Source organism: Pseudomonas sp. R3-56 (assembly GCF_051132075.1).
Classification (GTDB): Bacteria; Pseudomonadota; Gammaproteobacteria; order Pseudomonadales; family Pseudomonadaceae; genus Aquipseudomonas.
Genome location: NZ_CP071657.1, coordinates 1,793,183 through 1,808,443, shown reverse-complemented (window position 1 = coordinate 1,808,443; position 15,261 = coordinate 1,793,183). Strand labels below are relative to the sequence as shown.

Genomic DNA, 15,261 nt, shown 5'->3' with positions numbered 1-15,261 from the left:
AACCGAGACATCAATAAAAATAGAGTGTGGTGTCGTCGACAATATCCGAATAATGACGAACACCGACTTTGTAATCAGAGCGAATGGACAGAACGGTATCGATCAACTTCCATAAGTCATCACTACGGTGGTAGGCGCACACGCACAACTTCGGTCGTTCCCGTTGTATGACTTGTCGAGCGCCACGCAGCGCGCCTTGTTCGGCGCCTTCGATATCGAGCTTGATCAGGGTCACATCGCCGGACATGATCTCATCCAGAGGGATGCCAGGTACATGCGCCTGCGCTGTCGCGGGCTGCTCGGAAGATAACGCACCGAGTACATCACAACTATTGGATTCGGGCGCTGATAACTGGCAAGCCACTTCGGTCATGGCCGCCTGAAGCACTTTCACTTTGGAGCGCCCATTGAACTTGCTCTGGCACTCCAGGAATGCCAACTGCTCCGGTTCAAAAAGACAAGCACTTTCCACCGGACCGAACCGTGATTCGATTTTGCTCAATGTATCGCCGTTATAGGCACCGGCATCGACATAATGACGAAGGTCTTCGGCCTGGATGAATTCAGGCTCGATATATTCATCCATGTAGTCGGAACGAATCTTCGAGTCAGCATGGCCGAGATCAAGACGCATGGCCATCAAGCCATCGAATACTTGTCGCGAGCGCTCATCATCAAGGCATAAAAATGCGGATATGAAAGCCAGGCGTTGATCGATGACCTTAGTCCTGTAATTCCGAAAACTGGCCTCAGTAATATAAGGCGCATCCATCGCAACAAGAAACTGCTGCATCGTCATGAAATTGCTCCAACCCTTGGCCTCCAGGTCACGTTCAATGACCGCGCTATAACGGCCACTGCCCAAGACAATAAGTGCGTTGCCGGGCAGGCTGGAAAGGTCGAACGCCCGCACCGGGATCCCGTCAAGCGTTGTGTTCTGTTTGTTCACATCGTTATCGAAGAACGCCTGGACGCGACCGCCACGGTCGGCGAACAGGCGTGCCAACAGCACACCCACCTGATGAGCGCCAAAAACATAGACCGGTGCGTCGAGTTGTCTTTCCAGCGTGTCATAAGAAAACTCGGACGCGTCAAGGCGAAGTAACCTGGCCATGGCGGGGTACGTGCCGAGTCGTTTCAGGACATCCAAATGATGACGCGAGCGCAGCACTACTTCCTGTTCGGCAGCAATGCTCGCCTGCGGATCGAAACGAAACTTCAGGATTGAGGATTGCCCGTCAAGGGAGATCGAGCACTGATAGATATGGCCTTCCGTCAGCGCTTCACTTTGCAGTAGATCGGCATTTTCATAGTTACGCATGCGTTGCTACCCCATTGCAGCGTTCAAAGTCATTGGACGCCACCGCATAAAGCACCGTATCGAACGAGCTATGAGCATGGCAGCGCAGAAAAAAGCGATAACCGAGGCCGTATCCGTCTATCTGTTCAAAAATGCTCCACAGATGTTCGGCGCGGTGATAAATGCTGACAGCCAGGTTCGGACGGTACTGACGCAGAAGTTGCAAGGATCCCTCCAGCGCTGCAGGCTCTTCGCCTTCAATGTCCATCTTGATCAGTGTTGGTGAAAAGCGCGGCAGTGCGTCATCCAGTCGAACGCACGTCACGGTTTCACCACCCGACTCGACAAGATGGCCGCCAGCGCCCAATGCACCGTCGAAACCGACCTGCCGATTGCCGTTGGACACCCCGCAAGGAAAGTTGACGGCGTTGAGATCAGCCTGGCTTTTGACGAGCACGGCGTAATTTTCAAGGTTGGGTTCAAAGGTCGCCACGGCCTCGAAGGCTAGTCCGGCAGCACGCATCTCTTCCACGGTGTCGCCGGTATAGGCGCCACAATCAATGAAGCGCAGCGGCTGCGGCCAGGTCGGCAGGTCTTCAGGAAAATACTGTCTGGGCGAAGGCGCGGGCAACCGCGAATAATCACCCGTGATCCGAAAATCAACGATGCGATCCAGCAGTTCCCGGCTTGTCTCATCAGCCAGGTTCTCGCGCAGATGGGCGATCCGATCAGCATTGGCCTCGTAGTAACGCGGATCCACCAACCAGTAACGAAACGGCTGTCCTTCGGGGAAATGACGAACGAATTCAACAAGGCTGACAACACGGCCATAACCCAATTGTTGCAATTGGGTTACGACTTCGCCGACGTCCACATAATTGTTGAACAAGCCGATGATTACGCAGGCGCTGGCGGGATCATGGCTGGCAGCCCACTCCTGGGCACTGGCGACAGGGATGCCATCGACCTGATCCAGAGACGCATCGCGATCCAGGAAAGCGCTGATCCTGACATCTCGATCCGCCAGGTAAGCCTGGACCCGCTGACCGGCCAAACGCGCGCCATAAACCAGCACATGTTTGAAGTTCTGCTCATCAAGCATGGCGGTCTCCTGACGCGATCCTCACCAACACGGCATGCCCGTTGAGGTTGTGCAAGAAGCGGAAATCCTGGTTCGCGGCGGTGAACTCATTCACCAACCGGGTCACACCTTCGCAACCAAAAAAACCATAATCGTCGAACACCACGACAGCGCCGGCCACCAGGCGTGGCAACGCCCATTCCAGCACGCTGCGCGCAGACTCGTACACGTCCACGTCAATGTGCAGGAAGGCTAGCCGTGGACCGACATGCTCGGCGTTATGCTCCGGGAACATGCCTTCCAGCAGGTGGACACTATCGGTCACGCCGCAACGCGCCGCGAGTGCCGCCACCAGTTGAATATCGGTGTCGCTGTGTTCTCCCCCCTCGTAGCGGGTATCAAGACTGCCCGCCTTGACCACGCCGGTGAACGTGTCGGCGAGGAATACCTTGCGTCCTGGGCGCTGGCTGGCCAATGCCAACAGGCAGCCCGAACCGCCACGCCACACACCCACTTCAAGGAAGTCGCCGTCGACACCGTTCAACTGCCGGGCCAGCGACCACAGCTCGTACAGCCGGTATTTATCCACCAGGGTGTTGCTCTCGACCAGCGCCAGCGCCTGCTCAAAGGCGCGGTCGCCACACCACGGCGCATAGCTCGAATACGGCAACAGCCGCTCATGACGAATTTCAGGCGACTTGGCATGCGCCCAGGACACCGTGCCGCGTAGATAACGGTAGCTGAGACCGGTCAACTTTCGCTTCAGCCAGGCCATTTCAGTTGCGCTCCGAAATCGCCATCTGCGCATTAAATTCGTCGCGCGGCAGGAATGGGTAAAGGTCTTCCAGCGCACCGGTCTCCGGCTTGCCCTGCTCGTTGATACGGGTCATCACACGCGGCACCCGCGCTTCTTCGATCTGGACGAGCACCTCGCAGATTACCGGTCCACTGCGTCCGAGTACTTCGCTCAAGGCAGCGTCCAGTCCTTCATGCGCGTCGATGCGTGCATAGCCCACGCCATAGGCGGCGGACAATTGCTGCAGGTCGGGCAGTTTCAGGCCGCTGGTGTCATCGGCGCCGACCAGCAACTTGAAATGCATGTTCTGCGACGTACGGATCGAGGCGTAGCCCTGGTTGTTGATCACGAAGCACTTGATCGGCAGGTTCTGCGCGGCCAGCGTGGCCAGTTCCTGGATATTGAGCTGCACGCCGCCATCGCCCTCCACACAGATCGTCTGCTTGCGACCCGAGGCCAGGCAGGCACCGATAGCCGACGGTACACCGAAGCCCATCGAGCCGGTCCCGCGGTTGTGGAAGCAGCGCTGATCTTTCTTCAGCCGCAGATTGAGCAGGAACAGTTCCGAGGCGAAACCGGAACTGCCCGGGGCGATCACATCGCCTTCGCTCAACAGGTCCGAGAGGCGATCGGTGAAGTGATACATGCTCACGCCTTCGCTGTCGTCGGCGTGCTCAGGTTGCAGCAATGGATACCGCTCACGCCAGGCGGCGATCTGCGAACGCCAGGCGGAGTAATCCGGCAGCGAAGCGGCCTTGATACCGGCAACAAGCCCTTCGATGAAGGGCTTGACGTCAGCCACGACTTTGACTTCGAGCGGCATTTGCAGCTTGGCGATTTCCGCCGGATCGATATCGACCACGACCTTCTTGGCATACGGTGCGAAATGCGCATGGTTGTAAGCCGTCAGTGCCATGTCCAGGCGCGAGCCCAGCACAATCAATAGATCGCAGTTCTGCAGGGTAAAGTTCGCCCAGCGCGGCGCGATCGAACCTGGACGACCGCCGAAGAGCGGATGATCATCCTCGATCAGATCCATGGACATCCACGTCGGCATGACGGGGACGCCCGCACTCTCAACCAACGCATTGAAGGCCTCGACAGCACCGGCCATGCGAATACCGCTGCCGGCGATGATGCCCGGACGCTTAGCGGTCTTGAGCAACTCAAGCGTGCGGCTCACCGACTCGCTGACGTCGACGGCCGTGGCAACCGGCGGCAACTTCGCACGGCGCAACTGAGCCGGATCGATCTGTACCGCCTGTACATCCAGCGGCACGTCCAGCCAGACCGGGCCGCGACGACCGGTCAGCGCGGCATGCTCCAGTTCATCGAACACTTCGGCGACCGCCAGCGGGTCGGTCAGGGTCACGGCGCCCTTGGTAATCGAGGAAACGATGGAGACGATATCGGCCTCCTGCACGCCCAACATGCGCAAACCGGTGCCGGCTTTCAAGTCGGCGGTCTTGACCTGGCCGGAAATGAAAAATACCGGCGTGGAATCGAGCCAGGCACCCAGGGTCGCGGTGACCGCGTTGGTGGCGCCCGGGCCGCACGTGGTCATGCAGGCACTCGGCCCCCCGCTCAGCTTGCCCGCCGCTTCGGCTGCGATACCGGCGGCCTGTTCATGCAGGCACAGGATCGGCTCCAGGTCGGGATGACGTCCCAGGGCATCGTTCAAATGCATGGCGCCGCCACCTGGCAGGAAATACACCTGTTTGATGCCCAGTCCCGCCAGTCGATTCATGATGTAGTCAGCTACACGCATTTTGGTACTCATCGTCAAAACCTCAGTTCGCCGAGCGCTCGGCTCAATTCAATTTGTTCAGGAATTCAAGCGCCGACCAGAATCCGGCACCGTGATCCTTGTGGCCTTGCCACACTTCGGGAATGAAACTCACCTGTGGATAATCCTTGAGTTGCGCCCAGGTAGCCGGCCAGTCCACATCACCTGTGCCCATCAGGACACCCTCGCCGTTACTGCCCTTGGCGTCCGCCACATGCAGGTGCGCCGAATGCGGCAGCAACAGGGCCAGCGCCGCCTGGAAGTCCAGGCCGAAATGGAAGCAGGCCATTTGCAGATGCGAGAGGTCCAGGCACAGGCGCATGTCCATGGCCTTGGCCTGCTCGGCCAGTTCCTGCGGCATCATGAAAATATTCTGGTGGCGCTGCCCGCCGAAGTGCCACGGGAACGGCGCCATGTTCTGCGGGATCAATTCGGTACGACCAAAATCGATCTGGGCGCAGGACTCGCGAAAGCGTCGATACAGCTCGGCCCGGTGACTCACCGGGAAAGGCTCGTCAGCCGAGAAGCCACCGATGTTCGCCACGATCAGCAGCGAATCGGCGTTGGGGAAAAACTCGGCGATCTGCAAAGTCGCATCCACCACCCGTTGCAGGTTGGCGATGGAGCGCTGACGGTATTCCAGGTCATCGGCCACCAGGTCCAGCAGTTCGCTGTTTTCGAACAACTCGGGCGCATGGACCACCAGGCGCGAGCAGTCCACGGTGCGAAGGTACGCCTGAGGCGCCACACTGAGGTCGCGGTAGGACAAGTGGAATTCGAACAGGTCGGGCTTGATCCACTGGTCGTATTGCAGGAAGTCGTGATAACGAACCGGCACGCCCCAGAGAATCGGCATGGCGTATTCGCGACGAATCACTTGCTGGGCAACCAGATCGCTGTCGAACAGGAAATCGCCCTGGGCGATGACCCGTCCGGCCTGCTTGCCCAGCAGATCGGCCAGTCGGTAAGGCGGTAGACCCTGGCCCGGACTCGCGACGCGCAACATGTCCTGGGTGAACGTTTCGCCAGGCTCGATTGCACGGGCCGCGATCACGCTTTTGCCGAGGTTTTCACGATTGAGCAATTCGCCCTGGCTGGCGTGGCGCCCCGGTCCGGTCCACGGCAACGCTTTCTCGACCTGGCGGATGCCTTCGACCAGTTGACGGAACTCTTCCGGTTCCAGACTGGCAAGGTGATCCGGGCCTTCCATGCCGCGATCAAGGGTGATGTGGCGCTCGATCAGCTTGGCGCCCAGCGCCACGGCGGCGATGCTGATGGCAGTGCCACGTTCGTGGCCGGAATAACCGATCAAGCCGTGCAGCTCACGGAGGCGCGCCAGGTAACCGAGCTGGATATCGGTTTCCGGCGCTGGGTAGGTGCTGTTGCAATGCAGCAATGCGAACGGTACGCCCAAGCCGTTCAATTGCTCGATGGCGCGCTCGATCTCATGCTCCAGCGACATGCCGGTCGACAGGATCAACGGCTTGCCCAGGGACGCGGCCTTGGCAATCAGGTAAGGGTTGCAGAGGTCGGCGGAGGCGATTTTCAGCGCTGGCACGTCGAAACCGGCCAGCACGTCCACACTCGGTTCGTCCCAAGGGGTGCAGATGTAGCTGATGCCCTGTTGCGCGCAATAGTCGCGAATAAGCCGATGTTCATCCACACTCAGTTCAACTTTATCCAACAGGTCTTGAATGTATTCCACTCCCAGGTCTTCAGCGCGCGAGCCATCGGCCTTGCGCCGATACAGGGCTTCGCGGTTGCGCAGTTGGAACTTCACGCAGTCGGCGCCCGCAGCGATGGAGGCGTCCACCAGTTGCCGGGCCAGCTCCACCGAGCCGTTATGGTTGTTGCCCACTTCCGCGATGACAAAAGTGTGGCCCTCACCAATGGTGATCCCATCGATGCTGAATATCTGCTTGCTCATTGAATTTTGGTCCGCCAGGAAGTGACACCGCTGGATTCAAAACGGAAATCGGTGGTTCGGCAGCCAAGCATTCTGACCTTTTCGGTCACGGCTTGACGGTGCTGGGGTTGTACGAAAAACAGGAAGAAGCCACCGCCACCGGCGCCCAGCAACTTGCCACCCAGGGCGCCCGCGTCCAGGGCACATTCGTAAATCTGGTCGAGCACGCCGTCGCTTACGGCTTGTGAAAACTGCTTCTTGAGCATCCAGCCGTCGTGCAGGCAGCGACCGAAATCATGCAACTCACCCCGAATCAAATGGTGGTGCATGCGCCGGCACAGCGACACGCTTTCCGTCAGCAACAGGCTTTGCTCGCCCCTGCTGCTCATTTCTTCGCGCTGCTGGACGTGGAGCTTGCCGGAGTCATGGGAGATGCGGGTGTCACAAAGCACCAGGCACTCTTCCAGCTCGTTGCAGATCGAGTCTTCGAGGCGGATCGGGTGCACCAGGTTGCGGCCTTCCCTGAACTCGATCAGGTTGAAGCCGCCGAATGCCGAAGCGTACTGGTCTTGCCAACCACCGGCGATTCCGAAGCACAGGCGCTCGGCCTGGAACGCCAGCTCCGCGACTTCATAGGTGCTCCAGCGATCGCGGCGCAGTTCATTGAACGCGGCAATGACCGCCGTGGCGACCGCCGACGAACCACCCAGCCCGGAACCAACGGGGAAGTCGGAACGCATGTACAGATCTAACCCGTAGTTGGGCTGAATGACCGAGACGATAGTTGCCAGCAGTCCTTTGTCGGCGTGGTCCATGAGGTCGTCCAGCGAGGCATAGGATTCGCGGGTGCCCAAGTCTTCGGAGAAGATCCGAATCACGTTGTCGGTACGCGGGATCAGCGTCGCGTGGGAATACAGCCCGACCGTGCAACTGAGTACCGCAGCCGGGTTTTCCACGAAGTAATAAGTCAGGTCCGAACCACCGCCACTGAAGCTCATGCGCACCGGCGCCCTCGCCCGGGCCAGCACCGGCACTTCCTGGTTGGCCGCGAGCCGTGCGGGTGTGACCACATCCACCAGGCAGCCGGACGCGTCCACCACCGGAATGGCGTTGTAGCTCAGGTCGAAGATCTTGAGCATTTCCTCGCGCGATGCACCCACCTTTACCGAACGGTAGGCGGTGTTCATGCACTCGGTGACAGGCACGTTCGTCGCCCCGCCCTGGAGCAGGTAACGACGCAAGTCGCCGTTGGTCAGCACGCCTTCCAGGCGCCACTGCTCATTGACCACGAAGACGATTTGCAGATCGCCCGTCTCGATGCACTCGACGGCATCGAGAATGGTCTGGTTCAGGTAGACCGTTTGTGTTCTGGCCAATTGATTCATGAGCTGACGGCCTCCTTGAACCCCGACTTGAATGCGTTCAAGGCGTCAGGCGTTCCAATGTCGATAAAGGGTCCGGTGTAGGCACAGACCTTGAGTGACTGACGGCGGATAAGCATCGGCAGGATGTCCTGCTCCATCGAGCAGGCCTGAACGGTGCATGCCCGCAGGGCGTCGGCGGCGAAGGCATAGACGCCAGCATTGACCCGGCCTGGTCCGCTCAGCCCTTTTTCGTTGAGCGCCAGCAACTGCAGGTCCTCGGAGCAGTCCAGGCTGCCGTAGCGGGAACGATCCTCCACCTGCACCCCCACCAGCACGTCGCCGGTGGCGGCCATGGCCAACCGATAGGCCTGGCGGTCGAGCCAGGTATCGGCGTTGAGTACCAGGAAGCGACCTTCGGGTGGTATTTGATGCAAGGCGTGCAGGATCGCGCCGCCGGTGCCCATGGGTTGTTCCTCCACCACAATCCGCAGGTCCAGCCCGGTTTCGGCCGTCAGCGATGGCAGCAGCTCGGCCAATTGATCGGCCCGATAATGTGCGCACAAGACCGCCTGCGCGATGCCCGCCTGCTTGAGCTCAGCCAGCACCAACGCCAGGAATGGCCGGCCGTGAATATCCACGACGGCTTTCTGCGAGCCTTGGAGCACGGTACTCAGGCGAGTACCAAAGCCGCCGCAGAGGACATAAGCGCGCATCAGCGATCCAGCCCGAAGAAGTGTTCAAGGCAACGTGCCGCGTGGCCCAGGTGCTCCTCACCCAGGCCCGGCCAGACGCCGATCCAGAAAGTGTCGTTCATGATTTTGTCGGTGACCGTCAACTCGCCACTGATACGGAAGTTGCGGCCAAGCATGTAGGGTTGACGCACCAGGTTGCCGGCGAACAGCAAGCGCGTGCCAACGTTCTGGCTATCCAGGTAACGCAACAGCTCGACACGCTGGATACCGCAGCCATCGCGCAGGGTCACGGGAAAACCGAACCACGACGGGTCGCTGTCCGGGGTGGCCTCGGGCAGGATGAGGAAGTCGGCACAATTGGCCAGACGCTGGCTGAGCCATTGGAAGTTGCGCTTGCGCGCAATCGTGAAGTCTTCTACACGGTCCATCTGCGCCAAGGCACAGGCAGCCTGCATGTCGGTAATCTTCAGGTTATAGCCCAGGTGCGAATAGGTGTACTTGTGGTCGTAGCCTTCTGGCAGTTCGCCCATCTGCTTGCAAAAGCGCTGCTTGCAGGTGTTGTCCTGGCCCGGCTCGCAGTAGCAGTCGCGGCCCCAGTCCCGAAAGGACTCCATGATGCGCTTGAGCAACGGGCTGTCGGTAAACACCGCACCGCCCTCGCCCATAGTGATGTGGTGCGCCGGGTAAAAGCTCAAGGTGCCGATGTCGCCGAACGTGCCGACCATCTGCCCCTTGTAGGTGGAGCCCAGGGCATCGCAGCAGTCTTCGATCAGCCACAGCTTGTATTTGTCGCACAGAGCCCGCACGACACCCAGGTCATAGGGATTGCCCAGGGTGTGCGCCAGCATGATGGCCTTGGTCTTCGGCCCGATGGCTGCTTCGATCTTGGCCGGGTCGATATTGTAGGTACCCATCTGGACATCGACGAATACCGGGACCGCGCCAAACTGCAGGATCGGGTTGACGGTGGTGGGGAAGCCGGCGGCCACACCGATCACTTCATCGCCCGGCTTGATCGCGCGGTCGCCCAGGCGCGGCGAGGTCAGGGCGGAAAATGCCAGCAAGTTAGCCGACGATCCAGAATTGGTGGTCAGCACGCACCGACGCCCCAGGTATTTACCCAAGCGTTTTTCGAACGCCTCGTTGAAGCGCCCCGTCGTCAGCCAGCCGTCCAGCACCGCTTCGGTCATGGATTGCAGCTCGGCAGCGCCGATGACCTTGCCGGCCGGCGGTACGCTGCTCTGGCCGGCAACGAAAACTTGCGGAGCGAGCGCCGACTGCGCGTAACGCCCCACCAGCTCGACAATTTGTTGGCGCAATTGCGCAATACTTTCACTCATGGGTATCGCCTTGGTAATCCGCGATCTGCTTGCGGGTAAAATTGTGCATGTCCTGTCCGTTCTGCCAGGCCAGATGCCAGGCCAGCGTGCGTTCAAGGCTGGTCGCCAGCGACCAGCGCGGCCTCCAGCCAAGCTCTTCACGTGCCTTGTTGGAATCGAGAGCCAATAAACCGGCCTCGTGGGGTTGCGCTTGGGGATCCACCGACCAGCGCACCGGCACCGGCCATTGCTCGGCAAGCAAGCCGACGATGGTTTCGACCGAAGCGACGTTGCCGCTCTCAGGGCCGAAGTTCCAGGCGCCGACGTGACGTTCACCCTTTTCCACCAGCGCCCTGGCCAGCATCAGGTAGCCCATCAACGGCTCGAGCGCGTGCTGCCATGGACGGGTCGCCTGGGGATAACGCAGGACCACTTCTTCGTTGTTTTGCCAGGCGCGAAAAATATCCGGCACAAGGCGCTCCGGCGACCAGTCGCCGCCACCGATGACATTGCCCGCCCGAGCGGTCGCCAATGCCACGCCAGACTCGTTCAGGAACGAGTTGCGGTAAGAGGCACAAAGCAGCTCGACACACGCCTTGCTGTTGCTATAGGGATCGAAGCCGCCCAGGGCGTCGTACTCGCGATAAGGCAGGATCCACTCACGGTTCTCGTAGCATTTATCGGTCGTTACCACGACCACGGCGCGCACGCTGGGGCAATGCCGAACGGCTTCCAGCAGATTGACGCTACCCATGACGTTGGTGGCGTAGGTCTGGACGGGGTTGCGATAGGCTTCGCGCACCAGCGGTTGCGCGGCCAGGTGCAAGACCACCTCGGGTTGGAACCCCTGGAGCGCCGAAGAGAGGGCCGCCCCATCGCAAATGTCCGCCAGGTCTCCAGGGACCAGGCCTTCAAGGCCCGCGACAGACCACAGAGCCGGCGTGGTGTCGGCAGGCAGGGCAAAGCCGCGGACTTCGGCGCCCATTTCCCGTAGCCATAGCGCCAGCCAGCCGCCCTTGAAGCCCGTGTGGCCGGTCAGGAAAACCTTTTTGCCCATCCAGAACGCGTTCATGGCCAGAGCTTCCACTCGGCCTGGCCACTGTTCCAGCGCTCTTCGAGGAAAACACGGTCACGCAGCGTGTCCATTGGCTGCCAGAAACCGCGATGAAGATGACTCATCAGTTGACCTTGACGTGCCAGGTTGCGCATCGGCTCGTATTCCCAGGTGGTGGTATCGTCCTCGATGCCATCGAGCGCGGCGGGCTCAAGTACAAAAAAGCCGCCGTTGATCCATCCACCGTCGCCTTGGGGTTTTTCCTGGAAGCCCCTGACACATGCGCCTTCAAGTTCCATCGCGCCAAATCGCCCCGGCGGCTGGACAGTCGTGACCGTCGCCAGCTTGCCGTGCTGCTGGTGGAACTCGACCAAGTCGCGAATATTGACGTTGGAAACTCCGTCACCATAGGTGAAGCAGAACGTCTCTTCGCCCAGATAATCGCGCACGCGCTTGAGGCGCCCTCCGGTCCCGGTGACTTCGCCGGTGTCCACCAGCGTGACGCGCCATGGCTCGGCTTTGCCCTGGTGGATGTGCATGCTGTTCTGCGCCATGTCGAACGTCACGTCCGACATGTGCAGGAAATAATTCGCGAAGTACTCTTTGATGACGTAGCCCTTGTAGCCCAGGCAAACCACAAAATCATTGATGCCGTAGTGAGAGTAGATCTTCATGATGTGCCAGATGATTGGCTTGCCACCAATTTCAATCATCGGCTTGGGCTTGAGATGCGACTCCTCACTGATGCGAGTGCCTAATCCTCCAGCCAGAATTACTGCCTTCATATGTCTCTCTCAAAAGGTGAACCGCATCAGCGTCAAAACGCCGGGAGTACTGACAAGAGACGCCAATTATTCGGCGCCCTTGCCGCTTAATACCGGCGTCAATACCTTCAAAGCAATTATGGTGCCACTGGCTGGAGCCCCGTATTTGCGGGGTTTTAGGCAAAAAAAAGCTCACCATGAGGTGAGCTTTCTGTGTCGCCCGGCGGGCGCCGGTGCTGATGCAGAAATAACCAAGGCCTACCTGCCGGTGTGGCCAATGAGCGTGGCCCAAGGCACCTGGGTCACCGGCCCGAGGGTAAAACCCTGGCCGGTCGAGGCCAGGTTGGCGTTGTAGCTCTGGTCATGAGACAACGCAGCCTGCCACTTCCCGGCCAAGGCCTGGCGGGCTTTATCGGATTGCGGCAAGTGGCCCGGGCTGACGACCTGAACGTAAGGCGTCCACACGGTAAGGTAGCCGGACTGCGCGATTTGCAGACAAAGATCCACATCCCCCAGACCTTCGGCGAATACCGTGTCATCGATGCCATCGACCGCCTGGAATAGTTGGGTGGAGATCATCAGGCAGGCAAAGGACACCGCTGTACAGTCCTGCTCTGCCACCAGGCGGTTCATGTAGCCCCGCGCATCTGCTGGTTCACCAACGAAGGCTGAACCGACCACACCGTTGAAACCCAGCATCAAGCCAGCCTGGGTGGTACGTCCCTGCCGGTCGATCAACCTGGCGCCGACCACGCCGACTTCCGGACGCTGGGCATGATTGAGCAGGATTTCGATCCAGTTCACGTTCACTACTTCGCTGTCCACCGCCAGAGCGAGCAGGTAATCGCCCTTGGCTTGCTGGCTGGCCTGATTGATCAGGGTTGCCGTGGCAAGCCCCGGTTCGACATCAATGAATCGTACACGGCTGGCCTGGTGCCCCTGGCTGGCGAGCCACTCTTTCAGTGTCGAACCGTGGACCGGGTGTTCGCCTACCAACAGCTCGAAGCGCTGATAGCGGGTACGTTGCAACACGTTGATGATGCAACGCTGCAAGGTCACGAGGTCGCTGTCGCCATGCAACACAATCGATACCAGCGGTCGCTCGATGAACCGATAATCGATCTTGTAGACACCCGGCACCGTCGAGCTGACATCGGCTTTGTAGCCTCGCGCGACGAGGTGGCGGAGCAAGGCTTTGCGCTCGTCGGCATTGTCCTCTTCCTGCGGCGCCTTGCAGATCAACAATGGTTCGTCCAGATGAGCCAGGCCACCCATGCCATCCTGTTCGATCAGGCGCAAGAGCAGCTCGAATTCCAGGGCATTCTTGAAGTCGCGTGAGTACCCGCCGACAGCTACCAGCACCTCGCGACGGACCAGCCAGTGCCGCGCCATCAGCGAAGGCACACTCAGCAGCAGATCGAGGTTGAAGCCGGGGCGGAACACATCGGCCAGGGTTTCGTCGGGCTGACGCTGGAACTCGTCCATCGCCACCGCACGGCATTGCGGCGCATCGAGCAATTCCAGGCTGGCGTGCAGCAGGCCGGACGGCGTCAATTCATCTCCAGCCTCGGCGAGGACCATCCAGTCACAATCGCTCTGGCTGACGACCTGATTGATCTTGTCCACGTAGTTGCTTTCGTTGACTTTGACGAAATGCAGGGTGTTCTGCAGGGTAGTTTCGGCCGGCAGGTCACCCGTTGTGAAGACGATGATTTTGAACGCCCTGCAGGCACCATTGATCACGCTGTCGAACGTCGTCTGCAAACGGGTGAAATCCGCTTCGAGATCCAGCAACAGAATGCCGAACGTCGGCCCGCCCTTATGGCGCGCCAGGTAACGGGTGATGTCCTTGAGCTGATCTTCGCTCGGCTCACGACCCTCCAGCCAACGCAACAACTGCCCGGACCGCATGCTCTCGAAAAGACTGGCGTGGTCCTGCAGCATCACCTCTTGGATACGACGCGCCCAATCCTTCAACTTCTGGCTGACGATCTCGGCCCCCCCTTCCTCGAGCATGGTTGCCAACTTCTGCACCACATCCAGATTGAAAGCGTTGAGCTCGAAGGCCTTGAGCAAACGTTCGTTGAGCGGCTCGGCGCCGGTGTTACGCTGCGGTCGCGCCAGTTCTCGCTGCTTGAGCAGCACCGCCTCCAACTCCTGTAGTTGCACATGCCCGGCAGGCATCGCATGCATCAGGAACTCGAGCCGGGACAAGCATTCGAAGAACGCCTGATTATAGAACGGCAACTCGACAAACTGCGTCGGTTCGAAACGGCAGATCGGCCCTTCCAACTGCGAATTCCAGGCCGACTCGAACAGTTTTGCTCGAGCGAAAGCGGCTCGCTGGCTCAAGTAATCGCCGATGCCCACCAGGCTCTCGATGATCCGCGATGGATCACCCTGCCCCAGCTGGAAAGCCGAACCCAGCATCACCGCCAGGCGCTCACGAACCGCTGCCGTGTTCGCATCTCTGTAGCTCAACACGGCAGCCAGCTGACCGGCTTCTAGCGTTGAAGGGGTATCCAAGGCGTGCACCGCGTAAGGAATCGGCAGGATACGCACCTTCCCCGCTGCCACCAGCGCACAGCCATGGCCAACTTCCTGCCAGGCCAGGTCGAAATCCGCAAGCAACGTGCGGTACCAGCGCTGAACGCTCTCGGTACGGGCAACTGCGTTGATCAACGATGGGCAGTGGTTGGCATACGTAGCGAAACGCTCCTGGGCATCAGGATCGTCGAAGTCCTCGATGCCCTTGCGGTCACGACGGTAATAATCAACACGGGCGGCATGGGCCTCGCAGGTCAGGGCATAACCTTGGCACGCGGAATAATCGCTATGGCCGGCCAGGAAATCCAGCGACTGGTCGATCGCCTCCGGCAACAGGAAAGCGTCGACGTCGGCCATCGCCAGATAAGGTGTCGCAACGAACTCCATTGCTTGACGCAGCTTGCTGGCGAAATGAGCGCCTCCAGGCTGATGCACATAACGCGCGCCAGCCAATGCAGCCACATCGGCGGCGTCCGGTTCGGCAGACGAATCGAGAACCAGCAAGGCGCATGGATAAGTCGAGTAGTAACGCAACGCCCGGCGCAAGGCTCCAGGTTGCTCGTGAACGCAAAGCACCAGGGTGAAACGCTCGTTCAACGGAGCGGATGAGTCATTGGCAATACTGCGCTGCATATCGATTCCTATAACGAGC

The 15,261-nt window shown here is 59.8% G+C and carries 11 protein-coding genes; all 11 read right to left on the bottom strand.

Annotated features, from left to right (window positions below):
• Positions 1-10: 10 nt before the first annotated feature.
• Positions 11-1,321, bottom strand: coding sequence for an FkbM family methyltransferase (locus J3P96_RS08275; RefSeq protein WP_434656470.1), 1,311 nt, complete (start codon positions 1,319-1,321; stop codon positions 11-13).
• A complete protein-coding gene (locus J3P96_RS08270) occupies positions 1,314-2,402 on the bottom strand; it encodes an FkbM family methyltransferase (protein WP_434656469.1) in 1,089 nt (362 codons plus the stop codon). The genes J3P96_RS08275 and J3P96_RS08270 overlap by 8 nt, the downstream gene beginning before the upstream one ends.
• Positions 2,395-3,156: a TylF/MycF/NovP-related O-methyltransferase gene (locus J3P96_RS08265; RefSeq protein WP_434656467.1), complete on the bottom strand. Its 762-nt coding sequence runs from the start codon at positions 3,154-3,156 to the stop codon at positions 2,395-2,397. The genes J3P96_RS08270 and J3P96_RS08265 overlap by 8 nt, the downstream gene beginning before the upstream one ends.
• A 1-nt stretch (position 3,157) precedes the next feature.
• A complete protein-coding gene (locus J3P96_RS08260; protein ID WP_434656465.1) occupies positions 3,158-4,957 on the bottom strand; it encodes a thiamine pyrophosphate-binding protein in 1,800 nt (599 codons plus the stop codon).
• A 31-nt stretch (positions 4,958-4,988) separates the two neighbouring features.
• Entirely contained in the window at positions 4,989-6,890 is a 1,902-nt protein-coding gene (locus J3P96_RS08255; protein ID WP_434656464.1) for an N-acetylneuraminate synthase family protein, read from the bottom strand.
• Positions 6,887-8,254 (bottom strand): GHMP family kinase ATP-binding protein, encoded by a 1,368-nt coding sequence (locus tag J3P96_RS08250; protein ID WP_434656463.1) that lies wholly within the window; start codon positions 8,252-8,254, stop codon positions 6,887-6,889. The genes J3P96_RS08255 and J3P96_RS08250 overlap by 4 nt, the downstream gene beginning before the upstream one ends.
• The gene (locus tag J3P96_RS08245; RefSeq protein ID WP_434656462.1) at positions 8,251-8,946 is read right to left on the bottom strand and encodes a sugar phosphate nucleotidyltransferase; all 696 of its coding nucleotides are present in this window, start codon (positions 8,944-8,946) and stop codon (positions 8,251-8,253) included. The genes J3P96_RS08250 and J3P96_RS08245 overlap by 4 nt, the downstream gene beginning before the upstream one ends.
• A complete protein-coding gene (gene rfbH / locus J3P96_RS08240; RefSeq protein ID WP_434656461.1) occupies positions 8,946-10,265 on the bottom strand; it encodes a lipopolysaccharide biosynthesis protein RfbH in 1,320 nt (439 codons plus the stop codon). Before rfbH ends, J3P96_RS08245 begins: the two co-directional genes overlap by 1 nt.
• Positions 10,258-11,316, bottom strand: a complete 1,059-nt coding sequence (rfbG, locus tag J3P96_RS08235) for a CDP-glucose 4,6-dehydratase (protein WP_434656460.1) — start codon at positions 11,314-11,316, stop codon at positions 10,258-10,260. Before rfbG ends, rfbH begins: the two co-directional genes overlap by 8 nt.
• Positions 11,313-12,083, bottom strand: coding sequence for a glucose-1-phosphate cytidylyltransferase (rfbF, locus tag J3P96_RS08230; RefSeq protein ID WP_434656459.1), 771 nt, complete (start codon positions 12,081-12,083; stop codon positions 11,313-11,315). The genes rfbG and rfbF overlap by 4 nt, the downstream gene beginning before the upstream one ends.
• A gap of 237 nt (positions 12,084-12,320) precedes the next feature.
• Positions 12,321-15,242, bottom strand: coding sequence for a TIGR00180 family glycosyltransferase (locus J3P96_RS08225; RefSeq protein ID WP_434656458.1), 2,922 nt, complete (start codon positions 15,240-15,242; stop codon positions 12,321-12,323).
• Positions 15,243-15,261: the final 19 nt, after the last annotated feature.

What these genes read in the sequence shown, in the direction of transcription:
- J3P96_RS08275 (WP_434656470.1), bottom strand. Translation starts at nt 1,321, where the DNA reads ATGCGTAACTATGAAAATGCCGATCTACTGCAAAGTGAAGCGCTGACG.
- J3P96_RS08270 (WP_434656469.1), bottom strand. Translation starts at nt 2,402, where the DNA reads ATGCTTGATGAGCAGAACTTCAAACATGTGCTGGTTTATGGCGCGCGT.
- J3P96_RS08265 (WP_434656467.1), bottom strand. Translation starts at nt 3,156, where the DNA reads ATGGCCTGGCTGAAGCGAAAGTTGACCGGTCTCAGCTACCGTTATCTA.
- J3P96_RS08260 (WP_434656465.1), bottom strand. Translation starts at nt 4,957, where the DNA reads ATGAGTACCAAAATGCGTGTAGCTGACTACATCATGAATCGACTGGCG.
- J3P96_RS08255 (WP_434656464.1), bottom strand. Translation starts at nt 6,890, where the DNA reads ATGAGCAAGCAGATATTCAGCATCGATGGGATCACCATTGGTGAGGGC.
- J3P96_RS08250 (WP_434656463.1), bottom strand. Translation starts at nt 8,254, where the DNA reads ATGAATCAATTGGCCAGAACACAAACGGTCTACCTGAACCAGACCATT.
- J3P96_RS08245 (WP_434656462.1), bottom strand. Translation starts at nt 8,946, where the DNA reads ATGCGCGCTTATGTCCTCTGCGGCGGCTTTGGTACTCGCCTGAGTACC.
- rfbH (WP_434656461.1), bottom strand. Translation starts at nt 10,265, where the DNA reads ATGAGTGAAAGTATTGCGCAATTGCGCCAACAAATTGTCGAGCTGGTG.
- rfbG (WP_434656460.1), bottom strand. Translation starts at nt 11,316, where the DNA reads ATGAACGCGTTCTGGATGGGCAAAAAGGTTTTCCTGACCGGCCACACG.
- rfbF (WP_434656459.1), bottom strand. Translation starts at nt 12,083, where the DNA reads ATGAAGGCAGTAATTCTGGCTGGAGGATTAGGCACTCGCATCAGTGAG.
- J3P96_RS08225 (WP_434656458.1), bottom strand. Translation starts at nt 15,242, where the DNA reads ATGCAGCGCAGTATTGCCAATGACTCATCCGCTCCGTTGAACGAGCGT.